Source organism: Actinomadura sp. DC4, assembly GCF_030406325.1.
Classification (GTDB): Bacteria; Actinomycetota; Actinomycetes; order Streptosporangiales; family Streptosporangiaceae; genus Actinoallomurus.
In genome coordinates, this window is the sequence record NZ_JAUEQY010000014.1 from 60,317 (window position 1) to 83,017 (window position 22,701).

The window sequence follows — 22,701 nt, forward strand, 5'->3', positions numbered from 1 at the left end:
GTACTCTTGGCTCGTGAACAGGTCAGTCCGAGTATCCTCGCCGGGCGTGACTAACACGCCTCATGTGACGATCGTGTTGCCCTGCTACAACGAGCAGGACCACGTCATCGACGAGGTCGAGCGCATCTGTAAGTCCATGGACGCGAGCGGCCACACGTACGAGCTGCTCGCCGTAGACGACTGCTCGACCGATGACACGCTGGCCCGTCTCGAAGAAGCGGCACCGAACTTCCCCAATATGCAGGTGGTGCCCTTCCACCGCAACGGCGGCTCCGGCACCGTACGCCGCATCGGTTCCCAGCAGGCCAACGGCGACATCGTCGTGTGGACCGACGCCGACATGACCTACCCCAACGAGCGCATCCCCGAGCTGGTCGACATTCTCGACACCGACCGCTCCGTGGACCAGGTCGTCGGCGCGCGCACCACCGAGGAGGGCACGCACAAGCTGCTGCGGGTGCCGGCCAAGTGGTTCATCCGCAAGACGGCCGAGCGCCTCGCCGGGCAGAAGATCCCCGACCTCAACTCCGGGTTGCGGGCCTTCCGGAAGGACGTCGCGGAGCCGTACCTCAAGCTGCTCCCGCCCGGGTTCTCCTGCGTCACCACGATCACACTGGCGTTCCTGTCCAACCAGCACGACATCCGTTACGTGCCGATCGACTACGCCAAGCGGGCCGGCAGCTCGAAGTTCCACTTCGTGCACGACGCCTACCGCTACATCCTGCAGGTGCTGCGGATGGTGATGTACTTCAACCCGCTCAAGGTCTTGATGCCGCCCGCGCTGTGGCTGCTCGGCCTGGGCATCGGCAAGGGCGTGTACGACATGATCGCCCACCCGGTGCGCTTCGCGAACAACACCGTCATGATCTTCGTGACCGGCATGATCATCGCCTCGCTGGCCCTGCTCGCCGACCTCATCGTCCGCTCGCGGGGAGACACGTGAGGATCGCGATCGTCGGGCCCGCCTTCCCGTACAAGGGCGGCGGCGCCCACCACACGACCGAGCTGGCCCACCGGCTGGTCGCCGAGGGCCACGACGTGACGCTGGAGTCGTGGAAGGCGCAGTACCCCTCCTTCCTCTACCCGGGCGAACAGACGATCTCGACGCCGGAGGGCGTGCCGTTCGCGGGCACCCACCGCACGCTGGCGTGGTACCGCCCGGACGGCTGGTTCCGTACCGGCCGCAGGTTGCGCTCCTTCGACCTCGTGGTGCTCGTGGTGCTGTCCCCGGTCCAGGTCCCGGCCTACCTCGGGATGGCGTACGGCCTGGGCCGCGGCGGGCCGCGCCTGGTCGCCCTCTGCCACAACGTCCTGCCGCACGAGCGCAAGCCGTACGACGTGCCGCTGATGCGACGGCTGCTGCGGCGCGTGGACGGGGCGCTGGTCCACTCGGCCCAGCAGGCGAGGCTGGCCCGCGACCTGGCGCCGGGCACCCCGGTCCTGACCGCCGACCTGCCCGCCCACCTGCCGACCCCTCCGGGAGGCACGCCGATCGTCGTCCCGGACGCCGAACCGGCGGGCAACCTGCTGTTCTTCGGCATGGTCCGCCCGTACAAGGGCCTGGACGTGCTGCTGCGCGCCCTGGCTCGTGTCGAGGGGCTCAAGCTGACGGTGGCGGGGGAGTTCTGGGGCGGGGTCGAGGAGACGCGCTCGCTGATCTCGTCGCTGGGGCTCGCGGACCGGGTGACGCTGCGGCCCGGGTACGTGCCGGCGTCGGACGTACCGGGCCTGTTCTCGGACGCCGACGCGCTCGTACTGCCGTACCGGACCGCGACGGCGTCGCAGAACGTCTTCATGGCGTACGAGCACGGCGTCCCGGTCATCGCGACGCGGGCCGGCACGCTGGCCGACCATGTGCGGGAGGGCATCGACGGGGTGGTGTGCGACCCGGACGACGTCGACTCGCTGACGGAGGCCCTGAGGCGCTTCTACGCCCCGGGCGTACCGGCGAAGCTCCGAGCGGGCGTCAAACCGGTCGACGCGGAGCCTCACTGGGCGCGCTACCTGGAGCAACTGCTCAGCCGCTGATTCTCCCGCCAAACGGTCCGTTGACGCGCTAACCTGACGACTCCCCGACGTAATCGGATCGTTTCTCTGGGTGATCAGCGGTCTGTGTTTAACTGAAGTATGCGTGGTGGAGGTGAGGAAGGCATGGCCGTGCCGCTTCAGGTCGACCTGCCCAGTGACCACTACACCGTCGAGGACTGGCTTCAACTGCCCGAGACCGTCGGGCAGCGGGTCGAGCTCATCGACGGGAGCTTTGTGGTGAGTCCCACGCCGTTGTCGACACATCAGCTCTGCGCCAAGCGGTTGGTGCGCATTCTGGACGATGCCGCACCGCCTGACCTTGAGGTGCTTGAAGCCTTCGGCGTGCGGACGGCGACGGAAGTACCAGTGCCAGATGTGGTCGTGGGTGACGCGAACGTGATCGTGGGCGGCGCCACCGTGCTGCTCCCGGAGCAGACCCACCTCGTGGCCGAGATCGTGAGCCCGCACAACCACCGGCGCGATTATCTGGACAAGCCTCGGATCTATGCCGGAGCGGGCATCCCGACCTTCCTCCGTGTCGAGCTGACAGGGACCGCACCGCCGAGCGTCGAAGTACTCCACTTGCGCGATGGTGCGTACACCCTGATCGCGAAGGCGAACGCGGGGCAGACGCTTGAGCTGGCCGAGCCGTTCGCGGTCTCGTTCGATCCGGGAATTCTCTTGGGACACCGTTCCAAGTGAGCCGGTTCGTCAGGTGAGGTTCTTGAGCATTTCCTCGGCGAGCGCGCCGGCGGACGCGGGGTTCTGGCCCGTGTACAGGTTGCGGTCCACGACCGTGTACGGCTCCCACACCGGGCCCCGCGAGTAGTCGGCGGGGAGGTTCCGTACCGCGTCCTCCATGAGCCACTTGGCCTTGTCGGCGAAGCCGAACAGGGCCTCCTCCTCGTTCGAGAAGCCGGTGACGCGGTAGCCGGCGAACGGCGTGTCACCGTGCTCGTCCCGGGTGGCGACCAGGGCGGCCGGAGCGTGGCAGACGAGACCGAGGGGCTTGCCCGAGGCGAGCGACCTCTTGAGCAGAAGCCCGGAGTCGGCGTCGGAGGCGAGGTCCTCCAGGGGGCCGTGGCCGCCCGGGTAGAACACCGCGTCGTACTCGTCCAGGTTCACGTCTTGGATGGAGACGGGGTGGCGCAGCTCGTCGGCCTTCTCGATGACGGCCTCCAGCGTGCGGACGGTCTCCTCGCCGCCCACCAGGTCGGCCCGCAGGCTCAGCACGTCGACCACGGGAACGACCCCGTCCGGAGTCGCGACCGTGACCTGGTGGCCGGCGCCCGTGAACGCGCTGTACGGACTGGCGAACTCCTCGGCCCAGTATCCGCTCGGATGCCGGTGACCGTCCTTGAGCGTCCAGTAGCTCGCGCCGGTCAGCACGAAAAGAATCTTGGCCATGATGGTTCCCCCCGAATGTGCACGCCGCTTGTCGCGGCGCGTGTCACCTGTACCTGCCGTTCACATCGGCCGGGACGACACCTGCGCGACGGCGCGCACACCCCCGACGCCCGGATCGGCCGTCCCTCGTCGGATATGACGAGGACCTGTCGCCGGGCGCTGCGGGGCGAGTGGATCTGGCCTGTCTCAGCCGTTGATGCCCTCGATGTGGGGCTGAAGCTCCTTGAGGAGGGCACGCTTGGGCTTGGCGCCAACGATCTGCTGGACGGGCTCGCCACCCTTGAACAGCAGCAACGTCGGCAGCCCCATCACACCGTAGCGCGCCGGGACGCTGGGGTTCGCGTCGTAGTCGAGCTTGGCGATCTTGACCTTGTCACCGTGCTCGGCGGCGATCTGGTCCAGGACCGGGGCGATCATGCGGCAGGGCCCGCACCAGGATGCCCAGAAGTCGACCAGCACGGGCGTCTCACTCGCCAGCACGGCCGTGTCGAAGTCCGCGTCGGTCACGGTGAAGGGCTTGTCGGCCACGTCCGCCATGAATATCTCCTTCCGGGCCCACCGCCCGTACGGCGGCGACTCTGGTGGTGATAAGTCGTGGATGGTCATGGTTGTTCCCTAACCCGAGCCTACGGGCGCCGCCCGCCACGATTCCGCAGGGTGGTGTGCTGCCGGAGGATCCGGCGCATGGCGCCGTAGCCGGTACCGAACTTCTCGGCGACCTGGCGGATGGTCGAGCCTTCCTCGTAGAGACGTACGGCGTCGTCGGCGAGCCCGGTGAGCACCTGTGCGACGAAGTCACGCCCCATCGCGACAGAAACGGGATGCGCAGGCAGCTTGAGGGTGGACTCGCCTGCCGCGATGGCCGGACAGGTGCGGAGAACCGTTGTGGGGTCAGGGAACATCCGAGCCTCTCGGTGACGATGTGGAGTTGGTTAGATGCATGCTGCTACTGCACAGTGCAAGATCGCAATGCTTATGACGAATGTCGACTGCGTAGCAGAATCGCTTGCTGACCCCATGTGACGACGGGACACTGATCGGATGCCTCAACCGCACAGCCCCACCGTGCGCGGTCGTAAGGTCGCGAGTGAATTACGGCGCCTGCGTGAGCAGGCAGGGCTCTCCGCTGACCAGGCCGCCGCCCAGCTCGGTGCGGGCTGGAGCCGGTACAAGGTCATCCGGATCGAGACCGCGAAGACCAAGCCGACTCTCACTGGCATCACCGCATTGCTCGACCTGTACGGCGTCGACAGCGCGACGCGCGCCGCGCTGATGGAGTTGGCCAAGAACGCCTGGCGGCGCGGCTGGTGGACCGACTACGGCGACGTCTTTCGTGGAAGTTATGTGGCGCAAGAGGACGATGCGAGCGGCATTTGCGAGTGGAGCCCGCAACTTGTCCCTGGGCTCCTTCAGACAGAGGCGTACGCCCGAGCGGTCATCCAGGCGTCGCTACGCACCGACGACGCGAGTGTGCAGCGGCGCGTAATGGCCCGGATGACCCGCACGGTCCTGCTGGGCCGTACCGACCCGCCGGCGCCGGAGCTGTCGGTGATCATCGACGAGAGCGTGCTGCATCGCCGGATCGGCGGCGAAGAGGTCATGCGTGGGCAGCTCAGCGCGTTGATCGCCGCCGGTCGCCGTCCCAACGTCGTGGTTCAGGTGCTGTCCTATTCGGCCGGCGTGCATCCAGGGCTCGGCGGCGCGTTCATCATCCTGAGCTTCCCCGAGGACATCGCGCCGGGCGTTGGCTACGTCGAGACGCGGATCGGTGACGGCTACGCGGAAAACGCCGCCGCGCTACGAACGCTTAGAGTTGACTTCGAGATCCTGCAATCAGCGGCGTTGTCTCCGGAAGAATCGGCGGAGTTCATCGCCGCACTCATTTAGGAGAAGCCCGCCCTCATGCTGATCCTGGAATGCCTGCCATGGCGGAAAAGCTCTCGCAGCGGCGATGGAAACGCCACGTGTGTCGAGGTCGTAGTGGTCGAGCGGAGCGCGTAGGCGTCAGCGGGCGTCGGTCTGTTCTTCCAGCAGTTCGGCCTCGTCGACGGCCGGGTGGCGGGAGCCGAGCAGCACCGCCGCGCCCGCCCAGGCCAGGTCCGCGACCGTCATCACGACCCGTGACGCCAGCGCCACGACCAGGGGAGCGCCCGAGGCCAGCACCGGCCCCAGCGCCACCGTCAGCGCCGCCTCCCGTACCCCGACGCCGCCCGGCGCGATCACGACCAGGAACCCCGCCGTGAACGCCAGCGCGTACGCCCCGGTCGCCAGGAAGAAGCCCGACCCGCCCGCCGCGCGTACCAGCAGCCACGCGTGCACGCCGAACAGCAGCCAGCCCGCCGCCGTCCAGGCCACCGTCACGACCATCGTGCCCAGGCCCGCCGTACGGGCCAGTGGCTGGCGCCGGGCCAGCCGCAGCGCGCGGTCCAGCGCGAACGCCACCACGCGCGGATGCAGCGACGCCAGGAAGATCGGCGCCAGGATCAGTAGCCACCAGTAGCGGTGGGTCGCGTCAGCGGAAGTGAGAGGCAGCGTGACCGCGGCCACCGCGCAGCCCGTGGCGATCGTCGTGGCCATCGCCAGCAACGCCGCACTGGCGCCCCTCTCGCGCGGGACGCGGTGCTCCTTCGCCAGCTCCATCTGGGCCACCAGCGCCCACACCGAGCCCGGGATGTACTTGCCGAGCTGGGAGACGAAATAGATCCGTACGGCCGCGCGCAGCGGCAGCGGGGAGCCCATCCCGGCCAGCAGGGAGCGCCAGGCCTGCATCCACGCGCCCAGGCCCAGGACCCCGAAGAGCAGCGCGGCACCGATGTACGGCCAGGAGAACGCGGTCACCGCGTGGCGGGTCTCGCCCCAGCGTGAGGCCAGGCCATAGACGCAGAAGGCGAGCGCGACGACGACCAGCGCCACGCGTGGCAGGCGACTCGAGCGCAGCCGGGAGATCACGCCCGTCAGCGTAGTCGGTGAACGCCACGACACCGCCGTCACCGGTAAGGCGCCGGGTCAGGCGGGTGAACACTCGGTGATCAGCCGCTACCTGTCCTCCCGCGCCCGTAGAGTGGGGTCGCCATGAAACTCAACGACGCTAAGGCCTTCGTGGGCCATCAGGTGCACGTGTGCCGCTTCCGTGAGGCCGGGACGCTTCTCCGCTGGATGGGCGACGATCTGCGCGGCAAGCGCGTGCTCGACGTCGCGGGCGGTGACGGCTACTGGGCCGGGCAGGCCCGTAAGCGCGGTGCGCAGGCCGTCTCGATCGACCTCGCCCGCGGCAAGATGCTCTACGGCCAGACCCTCAAGCACAATCCGGCGCTGATCGAGTGTGACGCGCTCAAGCTTCCGTTCCAGGACGCGTCCTTCGACGCGTTGTTGTCGGTGTGCGCGATCGAGCACTTCGACGACGGCGGCAAGGCGCTGGACGAGATGTCGCGCATCCTCAAGCCGGGCGGCGAGCTGTTCATGTCGGCCGACGTGCTCAGCCGCTCGCGTGACTGGCCCAAGCTCCGTAGCGCGCACTGCGAGAAGTACCACGTGCAGCACACCTACACGCACGAGAGCCTGGCCGGGCTGCTCGGCGACCGTGACATGGAGCTCGCGGACTACTCCTACCAGTTCCGCAGTCGCGCCACCGAGCGCCTCTACCTGTCGCTGTCGGCGTACGGCGGCCGGGTCGGGTTCAACGCCGCCGCGCCGCTCACGCCGCTCGTGGCGCTGGCGGACCGCCGCAGCCCCAACGACAGAGGCAGCATCGTGTTGATCAGGGCGCGTAAGAAAGAGGCGGTGGCGAGCTGACCGGGCGTGCCAAGGTCTCCCGCGCCAGAACCACTTGACGTCCCCCGGTTCGGGACTGATCGGCGTAGGCTTCCGATCGGGGAGTGATCCCCACCACTCCGGCACCTAACGTAGGGGGCGACTGTCAAGGTGGTGCCTCGGGTCCTGGTCGACGCGACCGCAGTGCCCGCTGACCGCGGCGCGCTGGGGCGGTACGTCGACGGCCTGATCGCCGCGCTGCACCGCGCGGACGCCGATCTCGCCGTCGCGTGTCAGCGCTCCGACGAGGAGCGTTATTCCACGCTCGCGCCCAAGGCGCGTGTGGTGGCCGGACCGCCGGCGATCGCGCATCGGTCGGCGCGGCTGGCGTGGGAGCAGACCGGGCTGCCGCTGATCGCGAACCACGTCGGCGCGGACGTCATCCACGCCCCTTATTACTCCACGCCGCTACGGCCGGGCGTGCCCGTCGTCGTCACGATCCACGACGTGACCTACTTCGCCGAGCCCGAGGTGCACAACCCGGTCAAGGCGACCTACATCAAGTCGGCGACCCGCACCTCCGTACGCCGCGCCGCCCGGCTGATCGTGCCCTCCAAGGCGACCCGCGACGAGATGGTACGGCTGCTGAACGCCGACCCGACCCGCATCGACGTCGCCTACCACGGGGTCGACCACACGATCTTCCACCCGCCCGGCGAGGACGAGCGGCGGCGCGTCTCCGACCGGCTGGGTCTGCACGGCCACCCCTACATCGCCTTTCTCGGCACGCTGGAGCCCCGCAAGAACGTCCCCAACCTGATCAGGGGCTGGGTGCGCGCGGTCGACGGGATGAACGACGTGCCCGCGCTCGTGCTCGCGGGCGGTGGCGGCTGGGACGACGACGTCGACGCCGCGCTGGCCGCCGTCCCGCACCAGCTGCGCGTGCTGCGCCCCGGCTACCTCCGCTGGTCATCGTTGCCCGGGTTCTTCGGCGGAGCGCTCGTCGTGGCGCTGCCGAGCCGCGGCGAGGGCTTCGGGCTGCCGGTGCTGGAGGCGATGTCCTGCGGCTCCACGGTCCTCACGACGCACCGCTCGTCGCTGCCCGAGGTGGGCGGCGACGCGGTCGCCTACACCGAGCCCGACCCCGAGAGCATCGGCACCGCGCTCAGCGGGCTGATCGCCGACGTCGCGCGCCGCCGCACGCTCGCCGACGCCGCCGCGGCACGGGCCGCGGAGTTCACCTGGACGGCATCCGCCGAGGCGCATCTCGCTTCCTACCAGCGCGCCACCGAGCAGTAGGGTGACCGGTCCAGACATTCGAGAGGGAGGGTCACGCTGGAAGCGATTCTGCTGGTCGGAGGTAAGGGCACGCGGCTGAGGCCGCTGACGATCTCCACCCCCAAGCCACTGCTTCCCACCGCCGGCGTGCCACTGCTGGAACACCAGCTCAGAAAGGCCAGTGCGGCCGGCATCCGGCGCATCGTGTTCGCGACGTCGTACCGCGCGTCGATGTTCACCGAGGCGTTCGGCGACGGTTCCCGGCTCGGCCTGGAGCTCGTCTACGTCACCGAGGACGAACCCCTCGGCACCGCGGGCGCCATCCGCAACGCCGCGCGCGAGCTGACCTGCGACGCCGACAGCCCGGTCGTCGTGCTCAACGGCGACATCCTGTCCGGTCACGACCTCGTGGCGCAGATCGCCATGCACGAGAAGTCGGGCGCCGCGGTGACGATGCACCTCACCCTGGTCAGCGACGCGCGGCGCTACGGCGCCGTGCCGACGACCTCCGAGGGCAAGGTCATCGAGTTCGTGGAAAAGTCCCCGAAACCGCCGACCAACCAGGTGAACGCCGGCTGTTACGTCTTCCGGCGGTCCGCGATCGAGGCCATTCCGGAGGGCCGGGTCGTCTCGGTGGAGTACGAGACGTTCCCGGGCCTGCTCGCCGACGGTGCCACGATCATGGGGTACGTCGAGGGCGCGTACTGGCTGGACGTGGGCACGCCCGGCACGTTCGTCCAGGGCTCGTGTGACCTGGTGCTCGGCCGGATGGTGTCGCCCGCGGTGACGCCGGGCGGCGGCGTGCTGTTCCTCAACGGTTCGGTGGTCGCCCCGGAGGCCGCGGTGTCCGGGGGTACGGCCGTCGGTGCGGGCGCCGTGGTCGAGTCGGGCGCGACCGTCGAGTCCAGCGTGCTGTTCGACGGCGCGGTCGTCGAGCAGGGCGCGCGGGTCTCCCGCTCGGTGATCGGGCGCGGTGCGCGCATCTGCGCCGGGGCCGTCCTCGACGAGACCGTGATCGGCGACGGCGCGATGGTCGGCGCCGGGAACGAGCTCCGCGGCGGGCTGCGCCTGTGGCCCGGCACCCAGCTCCCGCCGACCGCCGTCCGTTTTTCCTCGGACGTCTGACACCCTGGAAAGCGTGCTCACGCGTGAGTGGCGGCCGTCGTGGCCGGTGGACCTCGGCCTGACGCTCGGGCCGCACCGGCGCGGCCGGGGCGATCCGGCGTACGCCGTGACCACCGACGGCTCGGTGTGGCGCGCCTCGTCGACGCCCGACGGGCCCGGCACCCTGCGGGTGCTGCGCCGCGGCGACGCGATCGAGGGCCAGGCGTGGGGGCCTGGGGCGTCCTGGCTGCTGGAGGGCCTGCCCGAGCTGCTCGGCGCGGCCGACGACCCGACCTCGTTCGCCCCGGCGCACGAGGTCCTGCGTACGGCCGCGCTGCGGTTCGGGCACTTCCGCGTCGGCCGTACGGGCAACGTCTTCGAGGCCCTCGTACCGGCCGTGCTGGAGCAGAAGGTCGTCGGCAAGGAGGCCTTCCGGGCCTGGCGCTATCTCGTGCGCAACTACGGCGAGGTCGCGCCCGGACCCCAGCCGCTGCACGTCCCGCCGCCGCCCGCGGTGTGGGTCTCGATCCCGTCCTGGGACTGGCACAAGTCCGGGATCGAGGCCGTACGGGCCCGTACGATCATCCGCGCGGCGCGGGTGGCGAGCCGCCTGGAGGTGCCGGACACCGCCGAGGCGGACCGCCGGCTGCGGTCACTGCCGGGCATCGGGGTCTGGACGTCGGCCGAGGTGCGCCAGCGCGCCCACGGCGACGCCGACGCGGTGTCGGTCGGTGACTACCACATTCCCGGCATCGTCGGCTGGGCCCTGACCGGGCGCAAGGTCGACGACGCCGGAATGCTCGAACTCCTCAAGCCGTACGCCGGGCATCGCTACCGCGTCACCCGCATGCTGGAGCTGACGGGCGGGGGGCCGCCCCGGCGCGGCCCGCGGATGTCCGTGCGCGACTACCGGGGGTTCTGACGCGGCTGGTCCGTGTGCCCGTCGCGGGTGTCGGAGCCGAAGAGCGGGCCGAGCACCGCGAGGGCCACGATCATCGTCAGCACGATCCAGATCATTGCGGCCTCCAGAGGTAAGGAGTGAATCCTTCTTGGCTCCTTAAGTGTGGATCGCGCGAACGTTCAGGTCCAGCGAGTCTTTCTGGACCTGACAGGTAAGCATCGCTGAACGATCGCCCGGAGTAAGGGGCGACGGGAATAGGTTGAGCGGCCCCGGCGTATGTTGCGGACATGAGTGACCTCGACGCCCCACCGCCCCCGTCGGCCGCCGTCCGGCGAGCCCTCGCTCGTGCCCGAGACGGCAAACCGCTCGACGTCACCGAGACCGAGATCCTGCTGGGCGCCCGTGGCGACCAGCTCGAGACGCTCCTTCAACACGCGGCCCGCATCCGCGACGCGGGCCTGGAAGAAGCCGGGCGACCCGGCGTCATCACCTACAGCCGCAAGGTGTTCATCCCGCTGACCCGCCTGTGCCGGGACCGCTGCGGCTACTGCACGTTCGCCACCGTCCCCGGCCGTCTCGACGCGCCCTACCTCAGCCCGGACGAGGTCCTGGAGATCGCCCGGCAGGGCGCCGCGCTGGGCTGCAAGGAGGCGCTGTTCACCCTCGGCGACCGGCCCGAGGACCGCTGGAAGCAGGCCGGCGAGTGGCTCCACGCCCACGGCTACGACGACACCCTGTCCTACGTACGCGCGATGGCGATCCGGGTGCTGGAGGAGACCGGGCTGCTGCCGCACCTCAACCCCGGCGTCATGACCTGGCAGGACTTCCAGCGGCTCAAGCCGGTGGCCCCCTCGATGGGGATGATGCTGGAGACGACCTCCCGGCGGCTCTTCGAGCAGAAGGGCGAGGCGCACTTCGGCTCGCCCGACAAGGACCCGGCCGTACGGCTGCGCGTGCTGGAGGACGCCGGCCGCTCCAACGTGCCGTTCACCAGCGGCATCCTGATCGGCATCGGCGAGACCGTACGCGACCGCGCCGAGTCGATCTTCGCGATCCGCAAGGTCGCGCGGGAGTACGGCGGGATCCAGGAGGTCATCGTCCAGAACTTCCGCGCCAAGCCGGACACCAAGATGCGGTCGATGCCAGACGCCGACCTGCACGAACTCGCCGCGACCATCGCCGTCACCCGCCTCGTGCTCGGCCCGAAAGCACGCATCCAGGCGCCGCCGAACCTCGTCGACTCCGAGTACGCGCTGATGCTGCGGGCGGGGATCGACGACTGGGGCGGCGTCTCCCCGCTCACCCCGGACCACGTCAACCCCGAACGCCCGTGGCCGCAGATCGACGAGCTCGCCGAGCGTACCGCCGACAGCGGCTTCACCCTGCGCGAACGCCTGACGATCTACCCGGAGTACGTCCGGCGCGGCGACCCCTGGCTGGACCCGCGGCTCGGTGCGCACGTGGCGGCGCTGGCCGGCCCGGACGGCCTCGCTCGCGAGGACGCGCGTCCCGAGGGCCTGCCCTGGCAGGAGCCGGACGGCGGCTGGGCCGACCAGGGCCGTACGGACCTGCACGTCTCGATCGACTCCACCGGGCGTACCTCCGATCGGCGTGAGGACTTCGACGAGGTGTACGGCGACTGGGCCGAGGTGGGCGCCCGGATCCGGTCGGCCGAGCGGTTCGACGCGGACGTGGCGGCGGCGCTGCGCAGCGCCGAGCGCGACCCGGGCGGGCTGTCGGACGAGGAGGCCCTGGCGCTGCTGCAGGCCGAGGGCCCGGAGCTGGAGGCGCTGGCCGGGCTGGCCGACGACCTGCGCCGGGACGCCGTCGGGGACGACGTGACCTACGTCGTCACGCGCAACATCAACTTCACGAACGTCTGTTACACGGGCTGCCGGTTCTGCGCGTTCGCCCAGCGGCGTACCGACGCCGACGCGTACACGCTCTCGCTGTCCCAGGTCGGCGACCGGGTCGACCAGGCGTGGGCGGCCGGGGCGACCGAGGTCTGCATGCAGGGCGGCATCCACCCCGACCTGCCCGGCACGGCCTACTTCGACCTGGCGCGCGAGGTGAAGAAGCGCGCACCCGACATCCACATGCACGCGTTCAGCCCGATGGAGGTCGTCAACGGCGCCTCGCGTACGAACAGCTCGATCCGCGACTGGCTGATCGAGGCGAAGGCCGCGGGCGTCGACTCGCTGCCGGGCACGGCCGCCGAGATCCTCGACGACGACGTCCGCTGGGTGCTGACCAAGGGCAAGCTGCCGGCCTCGGAGTGGGTCGAGGTGGTGACGACCGCGCACGAGGTCGGCATCCCGACGACGTCGACGATGATGTACGGGCACGTGGACACGCCCGCGCACTGGGTGGCGCACCTGAAGCTGCTGCGTTCGATCCAGGAGCGTACGGGAGGCTTCAGCGAGTTCGTGCTGCTGCCGTTCGTGCACCACAACGCGCCGATCTACCTCGCCGGGCTGGCCCGTACGGGACCGACCAAGCGGGAGAACCGCGCGGTGCACGCCCTCGCCCGGATCCTGCTGCACGGCGCGATCCCCAACATCCAGTGCTCGTGGGTCAAACTGGACGACGAACTCTGCACGCAGGTGCTCCAGGGCGGCGTCAACGACCTGGGCGGCACGCTGATGGAGGAGACGATCAGCCGGATGGCGGGCTCGGAGAACGGCTCGTTCAAGACCATGTCGGCGCTGGAGGACATCGCCACCCGCGCCGGCCGCCCGTCGCGTCAGCGTACGACGATGTACGGCGAGGTCCCCGCCGAACGCGTCGCCGCCGCCCGCGCCACGGATGGAGTGGGTCACTTCCTGCCCATCGTGTCGTGACCCGCCGCCCCGGCCGCGTGCTGGTCGCCGGAATCTCCGGCGCCGGCAAGACGACACTGGCACGGAGGCTCTCAGTGTGCTGGGAGCTTCCGTGCTGGGAGATGGACGCCCTGCACCACGGGCCGGGGTGGACGCCGCGCCCGGAGTTCGAGGCGGACGTGCGCCGCTTCGTCACAGGGGACCGCTGGGTGACGGAGGACCAGTACCACGGGGTGCTGGGCGACCTGCTGTGGGAGCGGGCGGAGACGGTCGTGTGGCTGGACCTGCCCCGCCGCACGATCATGCAGCGGGTGGTACGCCGGTCGGTGGCCCGCGCGACGACGCGCCGGGAGCTGTGGAACGGCAACCGGGAGAGCTGGCGGGACTTCGTACAGCCGTACCACCCGATCCGCTGGGCCTGGTCCCAGGCCCACGTCCGCAGCCGGGAAACCGCCGAACGCGCAGCCCGCTTCCCGGACGTGAACGTGATCCACCTGCGCACGGCCACCGAGACCCGCCACTGGCTCGCGACCGTCACCGGCCGCCGGGACGTGGTGCGCTGATGCCCGCGCCTCGCCGAGCGCTGAGGGTCATCGAGGAGGGGCGCGCCCGTGTGGACGTCACCGCGGAGTACGGCCCCGCCGACGTCGACGAGGTCGTCGAGCGGCGGTAGCCGGGGCAAGAGCGTCCTGCGCGTCAGCGGAGCTCGATGAAGTCGTCCGGGTCGCGGGGCGGGCGGTCGCGCGGGGGAGCGGCGGCGTGGCCGATGCCGACCGCGCCCATCGGGTCCCAGTTCGGCGGCAGGTCGAGCGCCTCGCGTACGACGTCCGCGCAGAACATCGTGCTCGACACCCAGCAGGAGCCCAGGCCCTCCACGGCGAGCGCGACCAGGAGGTTCTCCACCCCGGCGCCCATCGCCACCAGGAACATCTCCCGCTCCGCGCGTGAGCGGCGCTCGTCGGGATAGTCGTGGGAGCCGTCCGTCACCAGGCACGGCACGACGAGGTACGGCGCGCGGCGCAGCACCTCGCCCCGGCGCAGCCGCCGGGTGATCGACTCCTCGGAGAAGCCGTCCGAACGCAGGTCGGCCTCCCACGCGTCGCGCATCGCGTCCAGCAGGCGGTCCTTCGCCTCCTCGACCAGCACGAAACGCCACGGCGTCGTGTGGTGCGGCGCGGGCGCGGTGATCGCGGCCGACACCGCACGGCGGACAAGAGCGCGGTCGACCGGCTCGTCGGAGAACTCCCGTATCGTCCGCCGCGCCCGCAGGACGTCCGCGGACCCGTACCGGAACATGTCCTCGTCGGCGGAGCGCACCAGCACCCGCGCCCCCGGCCCGTCCTCGGCCGTGGTCAGGTGGTCCAGGCCGCGTACGACGGCCACCGGAACGCCGGACAGCTTGCCCTTGACCAGCTCGGCGGCGGAGGCGACCTCGTCGGCCACCGACGTCATCGTGGCCTCCAGCAGGTTGCCGTACGAGTCGGTGCGGCCCCGCAGGTCATCGAGGGGACGCATGCCGGCGGCGCCGATCGCGGCGTCGGTCAGGCCCAGCCGCCACGGGCGGCCCAGCGTGTCGGAGACGATCACGCCCACGCGTACGCCGGCCTGCGAGAGCAGCCCGGCGCGGATCCGGCGGGCGGAGGCGTCGGAGTCCACCGGCAGCAGCAGTACGGTGCCCGGCTCGGTGTTGGAGGCGTCCACGCCGGCGGCGGCCAGGACGAGGCCCTGCCGGGTCTGGACGATGCGGGTGTCGCCGCGCCGGGCCACGACGCGGACGGTCTCCGCGTCGATCGCCTTCTCACGGTCGTCGGCGACGAGCGTACGTCCCTCCGCCTTGCTCACGATCTTGGAGGTCACGACGACGATGTCGCCGTCGCGCAGGTCGGCCGCGGCGATGAGCGCGGCGATGTCGTCGCCCTCGCGGACCTCCGGCAGGCCGGGGACGCCGAAGACCTCGAAGGCGCTCACGCCCGCAGCTCCTCGGCGAGGGAGATCGCCGCGCGGGCGATCTCCGCCGTGGCCTCGACGTCGGTCATCAGCAGCGGCCGGGAGCGTACGGCGATGCCGCCGAGGTCGCCCTCCAGCGCGGCGTCGGCGGTGTCGACCAGCCAGCCGTCGAGCAGGTCGGAGCCGTAGTGCCCGGCCACGGCGCCGGCCGAGGTCTCGACGCCGATCGCGGTCAGGCACGCGTCGGCCATGCCGCGCACCGGGGCCCCGCCGATGATCGGGGACACCCCGACGACGGTCTTGGCGGCGACGGCGGCGCGGATGCCGGGCACGGACAGGATGGTGCCGACGCTGACCACCGGGTTGGACGGCGGCAGGAGCACGAGGTCGGCGGCCTCGATCGCCTCGATCACGCCGGGCGCGGGCTTGGAGTCGTCCGCGCCGACCGCCGCGATGCTCTGGGCCGGCGTCTCGGCGTGCAGGCGCACCCACCACTCCTGGAAGTGGATCGCGCGCTTCCCCTCGGCGTCCTTGATGACGACGTGCGTCTCCACGCGGTCGTCGGTCATCGGCAGGAGCCGTACGCCGGGCCGCCAGCGGTCGCACAATGCCTCGGTGACCGCCGAGAGCGGGTAACCGGCGTCGAGCATCTGCGTACGGACGATGTGCGTGGCGAAGTCGCGGTCGCCGAGGGTGAACCAGGACGGCCCGACCTCGTACGCCGCGAGCTCCTCGCGCACGGTGAAGGTCTCCTCCGCCCGGCCCCAGCCCTGGTCCTCGTTGATGCCCCCGCCGAGGGTGTACATCACGGTGTCCAGGTCGGGACAGATGCGAAGTCCGAACAGTGAAATGTCATCACCTGTATTGCCGATGACGGTGATGTCCGACTCGGGGGCGGCGTGCTGGAGTCCGCGCAGGAAACGGGCTCCGCCGATCCCGCCCGCGAGTGCCACGATGCGCATGCGGACAAGTCTGACACCACCGGCGTGGAGCAAATGCGACGGGCCACATGCTTGTGCGAAGCTGACACAAAGCGATTACTCACTGGAGCTGGTTCGTGAACAAAGACGCTCAGCGGCTACGGGAACCCGGCGCGTGGGTTCTGCTCGGCTCGGTCGCACTTCAGATCATCGCGGGACTGATCGGCCTGATCTCCACCGGGGGCAGACCGTTCACGCTCGTCGCTCTCGCGTACGTCAACGCGGACCAGTATTTCACCGGCGTGACCCTGGCGGGCCTGGTCGTCGTGGCCATCCTGCTCGTGACCAGGCTCGGCGGCGGTCCGACGCCCGGAGCGCGCAACATCGCGCTCACCGGCTTGATCATCCTCGGCGTGGCCGCACTGCTCGACGTCATCTGCATGCTCGCCGGCCTGGGATCGGGCGGCTCCTCGTCGGGCATCGTGCTCGACAGCCCGGCCAGCACCAAGCTGACGATGTTCGCCTACGGCCTCGCCAAGCTCGCGGTGCTCGCCGTCGGCGGCTACTACGCCTTCCTGACCTACCAGTCCTTCGCGGCGCAGCCGGGCATGCCCTTCCCGCCGCAGGGCTACGGGCAGCCGCCGTACGGCCAGCCCGCGTACGGGCCACCGCCCCAGCAACAGCAGCAGATGTACGGCCAGCCGCCGCCTCCGCAGCAGTACCCGCCGCAGGGTTACGTGCGCGCGCCGTACGGTCCGCCCCCCGGCTACGGCCAGCCTCCGCAGCCGGGAGCGCACCAGCCCCCGCCTCCGCAGCCTCCGCAGGGGCCGTCCGCGCCCCCGCCGCCGCCACCTCAGCCGCCCGCTCCGGCCCCGGCTCAGCAGCAGCAGTCGGAGAGCGACGAGCTCGAAGGCGAGTGGACCCGTGCGTACGGCGGCAAGGGCGAGAAGGTCGAGGACGACAAGCCCGAGACGTCCTCATCTGAGCAGTCTTCTCCCGGCGATCCGTACAAGCCTCCGGAGTAGCCACCGATCGGAGAAACACCCCCACGACGGACTCATACCGACCGGCCTCAGAGAAAGTCCTCCCCTCGTCGTGCGGGGTTCGTAATCGCGTCTTCGCAGGTCAGTCTGGTTTCTTTAGCTTCGCCAGACCATTGCCGTCCGATTCCGCTTGACGTCTGTGGTCCCACACGCGTGTAATTTCATGGGTGTAGTTCTGCGCCTTCCCGGGGGACAAGTGACAGGGGAGGCGCGACCCAGGGGGGCTCCACGGAGCTAGGAGGTGCGCTATGGGCGAGGTGCTCATCCCGCTGGCGCACGGCACAGACGGCGAAGAGTTGGGCTGGCAGGAACGCGCGCTGTGCGCGCAGACGGATCCGGAAGCGTTCTTTCCGGAGAAGGGTGGCTCCACTCGCGAGGCCAAGAAGGTGTGCCGCGCTTGCGATGTACGTGCGGAGTGTCTGGAGTATGCACTCGGCCATGACGAACGTTTCGGTATTTGGGGTGGTCTGTCCGAGCGCGAGCGCCGCAAGCTCAAGCGTGCCGCGGGCTGACGCCGCGGATAGGTGAGACTCACCGGGACCGCGCCTCACGGCGTGGCGCCCGGACGCTGTGAGGGTGGCCCTTACCTGGCCCTGGCAAGGTAAGGGCCACCCTCACGTCGAGGTCACGGGCCGGTTGCGACGGATGTGGCTTGTCGTCGGCTCTGTGGTAAGGCGTACGCGACGGGCGGCTTCGCGTATTCTGGTCAGCCGCGCCGGGCAGCTGAGCCCGGGCCGGCCGAACATTCGGATGAAAATATTGGCGCCCCAACTCGACCGCCACATCGTCACAGCCGTGCTCGTCACGCACGATGGTGCGCGCTGGCTGCCCGAGACGCTCAAGGCGTTGCTCACCCAGAGCCATCCGGTCGACCGCCTCGTCGCGGCAGACACCGGCAGCACCGACGCCGGCCCCGCCATGCTCACCGAGGTCGTCGGTGAGGGCAACCTGCTCAACCTGCCGCACGGCACGCGTTACGCCGACGCGGTGAGGGAGACGGTGTCCCACCCCGCCTCCACGCTGGCCGTCCCCGGCCCCGAGGGTGCGATCGGCCAGGACCGCGTCGAGTGGATCTGGCTGCTCCACGACGACTCCACCCCGGCGCCCGACACGCTCGAACAGCTGCTGCGCACCGCCGACGCGCACCCGCCCGCGGCGATCCTCGGCCCCAAGCTGCGCGACTGGAACGACCGGCGCGTGCTGCTGGAGGCGGGCGTCGCCATCGACCGTGTGGGCCGCCGCGAGACCGGACTCGACCCTCTGGAGTTCGACCAGGGCCAGCACGACACGATCCGCGAGGTCATGGCGGTCAGCAGCGCCGGCATGCTGGTCCGCCGCGACGTGTGGGACGAGCTCGGCGGCCTCGACCCGGCCTTCGGCCTCTTCCGCGACGACGTCGACTTCGGCTGGCGCGCCTACGCCGCCGGGCACCGCGTGCTGGTCGCGCCCGACGCCGTGATGTTCCACGCCGAGGCGGCGGCGCGGGGCGAGCGCGACGCCGGGTTCGCCGCCGACGACCGGCGCAGCGCGCTGCTCGTGCTGTTCGCGAACCTGCCGCTGTCCGGGCTCGCGCTCTCACTGCCGTTCAACATCCTCGTCTCTCTGCTGCGCGCGGTCTTCTTCGCCGGCGCCAAACGGCCCGGCGCCGCCGGGGCCGAGATGGCGGCACTGCGCAGCGCACTGTTCCGCGCGCCCCGGCTGCGCCGTGCCCGGCGCCCGGGGCTGACCGCCAGCGGCGTCAGCCGGTTCCAGCCGCGCTGGCCGACCCTGCGGCGGCTGCCGGACCTGTTCGTCGGCCACCGGCTTCCCCTGCCGAAGACCGAGAGCGGGATGGTCCGCCGCTGGGCGCGGCGTCCCGGCGTGCTGATGACCATCGTGCTGGCCCTGGTCGCGCTCGTGGCCGAGCGCGGCCTGCTCTCCACCCGCGGCTACCTCGGCGGCGGCGCGCTGGTGCCCGCGTGGGGCGGCGCGAGCGACCTGTGGGCCGAATACATCACCGGCTGGCACCCGGTCGGGCTCGGCTCGGCCGCCGGCGCCCCGCCGTACGCCGGGATGCTCGCCGTGCTGGCCACCGTCCTGCTGGGCAAGCCGTGGCTCGCCGTCCTGGTGCTGCTGCTCGCGGCCGTGCCGCTCGCCGGGCTGACCGCCTACACCGCGGTGCGCCGGCTCCGCCGCGTCGGCGTGCCCGTCGCGGTCTGGGCCGGCGTCACGTACGCGCTGCTGCCCGTCGTCTCCGGAGCCGTCACGACCGGCCGCCTCGGCACCGTCGTGGTGATCGTCCTGCTGCCCCTGATCGGGGTGTTCGCGGGTGCCATGCTCGCGCCCGCGTCGCGCCACGCCGCCTGGGCGGTGGCCGCGCTGCTCACCGTCGCCATGGCGTTCGCGCCGCTGACCTGGCCGCTGGCCGTGCTCGTCGGCCTGCCCGCGCGGTACGCCCTCGGCGGCCGGCGGGCGCACGCCGGCCGCCGCCTGGCCGTCGCGCTGGGCGTGCCGCCGCTCCTGCTGCTGCCCTGGACGCTCCACCTGCTGGCGCACCCGTCGGAGTTCCTGCGCGAGGCGGGGCTGACGGCGGCCGTCGCGCGGCCGGTCCCGAGCGGGCTGGTCATGCTCAGCCCGGGCGGCCCGGGCACGCCCGTCTTCTGGGTCACCGCCGGGCTCGCCGCGACCGGCCTGGCGGCACTGCTGCTGCCCCGGCAGCGTTCGGCGGTGCTGACCGGCTGGCTGCTCGCGCTCATCGGGCTGCTCGCCGCGATCCTCGTCCTGGCCCGCCCGGCCTGGCCCGGCGTGGCGCTGACGTTCGCCGCCGCCGGTCTCGTCCTCGCCGCCTCCGGCGTGCTGCACACGGCGCTCGCGAAGCTGTGGGCGCCCGGTCTCGCGCCGCGCGCCGCCGCGGCCCTGGTGCTGGTGGTCGCGGTCTCCACGCCCCTGCTCGCCGCCGGCACCTGGATCATGCGAGGGACCCACGGGCCGCTCGTCCGCACGAGTCCCGACGCGTTGCCGCTGGTCGTCGAGTCGCAGGTGACCCGGCCCCGCATGCTCGTGCTCGCCGGACACCCGGGTGGCGCCGTGACGGCGACGGTGTTCCGCGACCGCCGGCCGCTACCGGGCGAGGAGGCCGTGCCGTCCTCGGACGCGGCCCGTCGCCGGCTGCGCGAGGCCGTGGCCGGCCTCACCGCCGGCACCGGCGACGCGACGGAGCTGACCCACTTCGGCGTCGGGTACATCCTGGTGCCCGACCCCGGCCACGACCCGATCGCCGCCTCCCTCGACGCCGTGCCCGACCTGACGAGGCTGGGCCGCACGTCGCGCTTCGGCCTGTGGCAGCCGGCCGCGCAGACCGGGCGGCTGATGCTCGTCGACGGCCGTACGGTGACGCCGCTGCCGGCCGGCCGTACGGACGCGAAGGTCCGCGTCCCGCCGGGCGCCGACGGGCGCATCCTCCTGCTGGCCGAGCCGTCCGGGCACGGCTGGCACGGCACGTTCGACGGCCACGCGGCGCGAGGGTGGACGTTCGACGGCTGGGCCCAGGCGTTCGACGTCCCGTCGTCCGGTGGCTCCTTCACGCTGCACCGCGGCATGACGCTGCGGCACCTGTGGGTGTCCGCGCAGGGCCTGGCGCTGGTCGTGGTCATCCTCCTGTCGCTGCCGTCCGCGCAGTGGATCGACCGCCCGCGCCGCCACCGCAGAAAACGCGGCGGGCACGTGCGCACCGAGCAGCTCCCGGCACTGACGGGGGCGGAGTCGTGAACCTCGGATCGACGGCGGCCTCCGCGCGCCGCGTTCTGCGGCCGGTGGCCCGTGCCGTCTACCGCCTGGGCCGCGCCGTCGCGCGTTCGATCTACCGGCTCGTACGCGGGGCGGTGCGCGCGGTGTTCGCGTTCGCCGGGCGGCTGTCCTCGGCCGAGACCCGGCCGCGGTGGATGAACCGTCTGCCCGGCAACCGGTTCGCCCTCGCGGGCCTGGTCGTGCTGGCCCTCGTGGCCCTGTACGGCGTCGCGACGTTCGCCCGCCCGGCGGCCTCGGCGCCGCGCCGCGGCACCACCGTCCCGGTCACCTCGGCGGACGCCGCCTGCCCCGACACGCACGGCGCGCGGGTGAGCGCGGTCACGCCGCCCGGCGCGCACGGCGTCGGGCAGGCCTCGGTCACGGGCCGTCCGGTCGTGCTGACCTCGCCGGGCACCGCCTGGTCCACCGACGTCAAGGGCAAGGACGCCGGGCCGTGGGCGTTCGGCGCGTACGGCTCGCTCGCGCCCGGGCTGACCGTGGAGCAGACGACGTCCGAGGGGGGCCTGGCCGGCACCCGCTGCCTCCAGCCCGCCGCCGACCTGTGGTTCGCCGGCCCCGGGCCCGCCGACGCCAAGGACGTCGGCCTCTACCTCACCAACGTCGACGACCGCCCGGTGACCGCCATCGTCGCAGCGCTGAGCCCGGAGGGCTCGATCGAGACTCCCGAGGGCGAGGACGACGTGCTCGTCGCCCCGCACACCACCCGCCTCGTGCAGGTCGGCGTGCAGGTCGAGGGCTTCGGCCGGACGGCCGCGGACGCCAGGCTCATCGCCCTGCACATCCACGCCGACAACGGCCGGATCGCGGCGGCCGTACGCGTCCAGCGGAAGAAGGGCGCCGACTGGCTGCCGGCCACGGTGCCGGGCTCCAGCGTCGTCGTGCCGGGCGTCCCCTCGGGCAGCGGCAAACGCCGGCTGCTCATCGCGGTGCCCGGCCGGGACGAGGCCCAGGTGCGCGTGCAGGGCATCGCGAAGGACGGCGCGTTCGCGCCCATCGGAACGCGCAGCCTCCAGGCGCCCGCGCTCGCGGTGACCTCGTTCGACGTCGGGCTCGGCGGCAAGTACGCGGGGCTGCGGCTCGTCTCCGACAAGCCGGTCGTGGCCGCGCTGGTCATCGAGGAGGGCGACGACTTCGCGGTGACCGGCGCCACCCCGCCGCTCACGGCGGAGGGACAGGGCGGCCTGGTCGCCGACGTACGGGACAAGACGACGCTGCTGCTGACCGCTCCCGGAGCCGCCGCCGGCGTCCGGCTCACGCAGCTCATGGGCCAGGGCCCTGCCGGCACGCCGCAGGACGTCCGTGTGCCCGCGGGCCGCACCATCGAGGTGAAGATGCCGCCGCCGGCCGGCGGCGACGGCTACGGCCTGACCATCGTGCCCGGCCGGGGCTCCGGCCCGGTGTACGCCGCGCGGGTGCTGCGGATCAAGAAGCAGGGCGTCACGCTCCTGCCGGTCACGCCGGCGCGGATGACCGCGCTGCTGCCCGTCGTACGGGATATGCCGCTTCCGTAACCGTCGGCATAGAGCCGCAATGGATCTGAATTCTTCGGCCGGCGCTGGCTGAGCATTGCTTTTGGAGATGGAAGCTCGACGGCTGCTTGACACCCAACGTACGCTTTATGACAGATGTTGACAGCGTCTTTTACAACAGTCGTCGTCTCGGGTCGAAAACTCTCCTCCCCCGCCACCTTGGAGAGACCGAAGGAAGGGTCATGACCT

21 protein-coding genes are annotated in these 22,701 nt (G+C 71.4%); 15 read left to right on the forward strand and 6 right to left on the reverse strand.

Annotated features, from left to right (window positions below; translation table 11 throughout):
* The first annotated feature begins 46 nt into the window (after positions 1-46).
* The 3 genes from QWU11_RS23165 to QWU11_RS23175 all read left to right on the forward strand — a co-directional run bounded on the left by QWU11_RS23165 (position 47) and on the right by QWU11_RS23175 (position 2,730).
* Entirely contained in the window at positions 47-943 is an 897-nt protein-coding gene (locus QWU11_RS23165) for a glycosyltransferase family 2 protein (RefSeq protein WP_354670884.1), read from the forward strand.
* Positions 940-2,028, forward strand: coding sequence for a glycosyltransferase family 4 protein (locus QWU11_RS23170; RefSeq protein ID WP_290116412.1), 1,089 nt, complete (start codon positions 940-942; stop codon positions 2,026-2,028). Before QWU11_RS23165 ends, QWU11_RS23170 begins: the two co-directional genes overlap by 4 nt.
* A 123-nt stretch (positions 2,029-2,151) precedes the next feature.
* Positions 2,152-2,730, forward strand: coding sequence for a Uma2 family endonuclease (locus tag QWU11_RS23175; protein WP_290116413.1), 579 nt, complete (start codon positions 2,152-2,154; stop codon positions 2,728-2,730).
* Positions 2,731-2,739: 9 nt separating this feature from the next.
* On the opposite strand, the gene QWU11_RS23180 is transcribed toward QWU11_RS23175, so the two are convergent.
* The 3 genes from QWU11_RS23180 to QWU11_RS23190 all read right to left on the reverse strand — a co-directional run bounded on the left by QWU11_RS23180 (position 2,740) and on the right by QWU11_RS23190 (position 4,241).
* The gene (locus tag QWU11_RS23180) at positions 2,740-3,435 is read right to left on the reverse strand and encodes a type 1 glutamine amidotransferase domain-containing protein (RefSeq protein WP_290116414.1); all 696 of its coding nucleotides are present in this window, start codon (positions 3,433-3,435) and stop codon (positions 2,740-2,742) included.
* Between the two features lie 186 nt (positions 3,436-3,621).
* Positions 3,622-3,972, reverse strand: a complete 351-nt coding sequence (gene trxA, locus QWU11_RS23185) for a thioredoxin (protein WP_290116415.1) — start codon at positions 3,970-3,972, stop codon at positions 3,622-3,624.
* 89 nt (positions 3,973-4,061) lie between these two features.
* Complete coding sequence (locus QWU11_RS23190; protein WP_290116416.1) at positions 4,062-4,241, reverse strand: helix-turn-helix domain-containing protein; 180 nt, start codon at positions 4,239-4,241, stop codon at positions 4,062-4,064.
* A gap of 235 nt (positions 4,242-4,476) precedes the next feature.
* Between QWU11_RS23190 and QWU11_RS23195 the strand changes: the two genes are divergently transcribed.
* Positions 4,477-5,322: a helix-turn-helix transcriptional regulator gene (locus QWU11_RS23195; RefSeq protein WP_290116417.1), complete on the forward strand. Its 846-nt coding sequence runs from the start codon at positions 4,477-4,479 to the stop codon at positions 5,320-5,322.
* Between the two features lie 15 nt (positions 5,323-5,337).
* Positions 5,338-5,436: a DUF397 domain-containing protein gene (locus QWU11_RS47395; RefSeq protein ID WP_354670885.1), complete on the forward strand. Its 99-nt coding sequence runs from the start codon at positions 5,338-5,340 to the stop codon at positions 5,434-5,436.
* Between the two features lie 3 nt (positions 5,437-5,439).
* On the opposite strand, the gene QWU11_RS23200 is transcribed toward QWU11_RS47395, so the two are convergent.
* Positions 5,440-6,384 carry a lysylphosphatidylglycerol synthase transmembrane domain-containing protein gene (locus QWU11_RS23200; protein WP_290116418.1) on the reverse strand — a complete coding sequence of 315 codons (945 nt, stop codon included), beginning with the start codon at positions 6,382-6,384 and terminating at the stop codon, positions 5,440-5,442.
* A gap of 123 nt (positions 6,385-6,507) precedes the next feature.
* Here QWU11_RS23200 and QWU11_RS23205 point away from each other — a divergent pair, with 123 nt between their 5' ends.
* The 6 genes from QWU11_RS23205 (at position 6,508) to QWU11_RS23230 (ending at position 13,850) form a co-directional block, all read left to right on the forward strand.
* Entirely contained in the window at positions 6,508-7,227 is a 720-nt protein-coding gene (locus QWU11_RS23205; RefSeq protein WP_290116419.1) for a class I SAM-dependent methyltransferase, read from the forward strand.
* Positions 7,228-7,359: 132 nt separating this feature from the next.
* Positions 7,360-8,484 carry a glycosyltransferase family 1 protein gene (locus QWU11_RS23210; RefSeq protein ID WP_290116420.1) on the forward strand — a complete coding sequence of 375 codons (1,125 nt, stop codon included), beginning with the start codon at positions 7,360-7,362 and terminating at the stop codon, positions 8,482-8,484.
* 51 nt (positions 8,485-8,535) lie between these two features.
* A complete protein-coding gene (locus tag QWU11_RS23215; protein ID WP_290116643.1) occupies positions 8,536-9,588 on the forward strand; it encodes an NDP-sugar synthase in 1,053 nt (350 codons plus the stop codon).
* A gap of 13 nt (positions 9,589-9,601) precedes the next feature.
* Entirely contained in the window at positions 9,602-10,489 is an 888-nt protein-coding gene (locus QWU11_RS23220; protein ID WP_354670886.1) for a DNA-3-methyladenine glycosylase 2 family protein, read from the forward strand.
* 266 nt (positions 10,490-10,755) lie between these two features.
* The gene (locus QWU11_RS23225; protein WP_290116421.1) at positions 10,756-13,308 is read left to right on the forward strand and encodes a bifunctional FO biosynthesis protein CofGH; all 2,553 of its coding nucleotides are present in this window, start codon (positions 10,756-10,758) and stop codon (positions 13,306-13,308) included.
* Positions 13,305-13,850 carry a hypothetical protein gene (locus tag QWU11_RS23230; protein ID WP_290116422.1) on the forward strand — a complete coding sequence of 182 codons (546 nt, stop codon included), beginning with the start codon at positions 13,305-13,307 and terminating at the stop codon, positions 13,848-13,850. The genes QWU11_RS23225 and QWU11_RS23230 overlap by 4 nt, the downstream gene beginning before the upstream one ends.
* Positions 13,851-13,983: 133 nt before the next feature.
* On the opposite strand, the gene QWU11_RS23235 is transcribed toward QWU11_RS23230, so the two are convergent.
* Together QWU11_RS23235 and cofD are read right to left on the reverse strand one after the other, a co-directional pair.
* On the reverse strand, positions 13,984-15,255 hold the full coding sequence (locus tag QWU11_RS23235; RefSeq protein WP_290116423.1) for a coenzyme F420-0:L-glutamate ligase: 1,272 nt from the start codon (positions 15,253-15,255) through the stop codon (positions 13,984-13,986).
* Positions 15,252-16,196, reverse strand: coding sequence for a 2-phospho-L-lactate transferase (gene cofD, locus QWU11_RS23240; protein WP_290116424.1), 945 nt, complete (start codon positions 16,194-16,196; stop codon positions 15,252-15,254). The genes QWU11_RS23235 and cofD overlap by 4 nt, the downstream gene beginning before the upstream one ends.
* Before the next feature lie 95 nt (positions 16,197-16,291).
* Here cofD and QWU11_RS23245 point away from each other — a divergent pair, with 95 nt between their 5' ends.
* From QWU11_RS23245 to QWU11_RS23260, 4 genes are all read left to right on the forward strand, one after another.
* Positions 16,292-17,179: a hypothetical protein gene (locus tag QWU11_RS23245; RefSeq protein WP_290116425.1), complete on the forward strand. Its 888-nt coding sequence runs from the start codon at positions 16,292-16,294 to the stop codon at positions 17,177-17,179.
* 266 nt (positions 17,180-17,445) lie between these two features.
* The gene (locus tag QWU11_RS23250; protein WP_141956963.1) at positions 17,446-17,709 is read left to right on the forward strand and encodes a WhiB family transcriptional regulator; all 264 of its coding nucleotides are present in this window, start codon (positions 17,446-17,448) and stop codon (positions 17,707-17,709) included.
* Between the two features lie 283 nt (positions 17,710-17,992).
* Positions 17,993-20,944 (forward strand): glycosyltransferase, encoded by a 2,952-nt coding sequence (locus QWU11_RS23255; RefSeq protein ID WP_290116428.1) that lies wholly within the window; start codon positions 17,993-17,995, stop codon positions 20,942-20,944.
* On the forward strand, positions 20,941-22,494 hold the full coding sequence (locus QWU11_RS23260) for a DUF5719 family protein (protein WP_290116431.1): 1,554 nt from the start codon (positions 20,941-20,943) through the stop codon (positions 22,492-22,494). The genes QWU11_RS23255 and QWU11_RS23260 overlap by 4 nt, the downstream gene beginning before the upstream one ends.
* Positions 22,495-22,701: the final 207 nt, after the last annotated feature.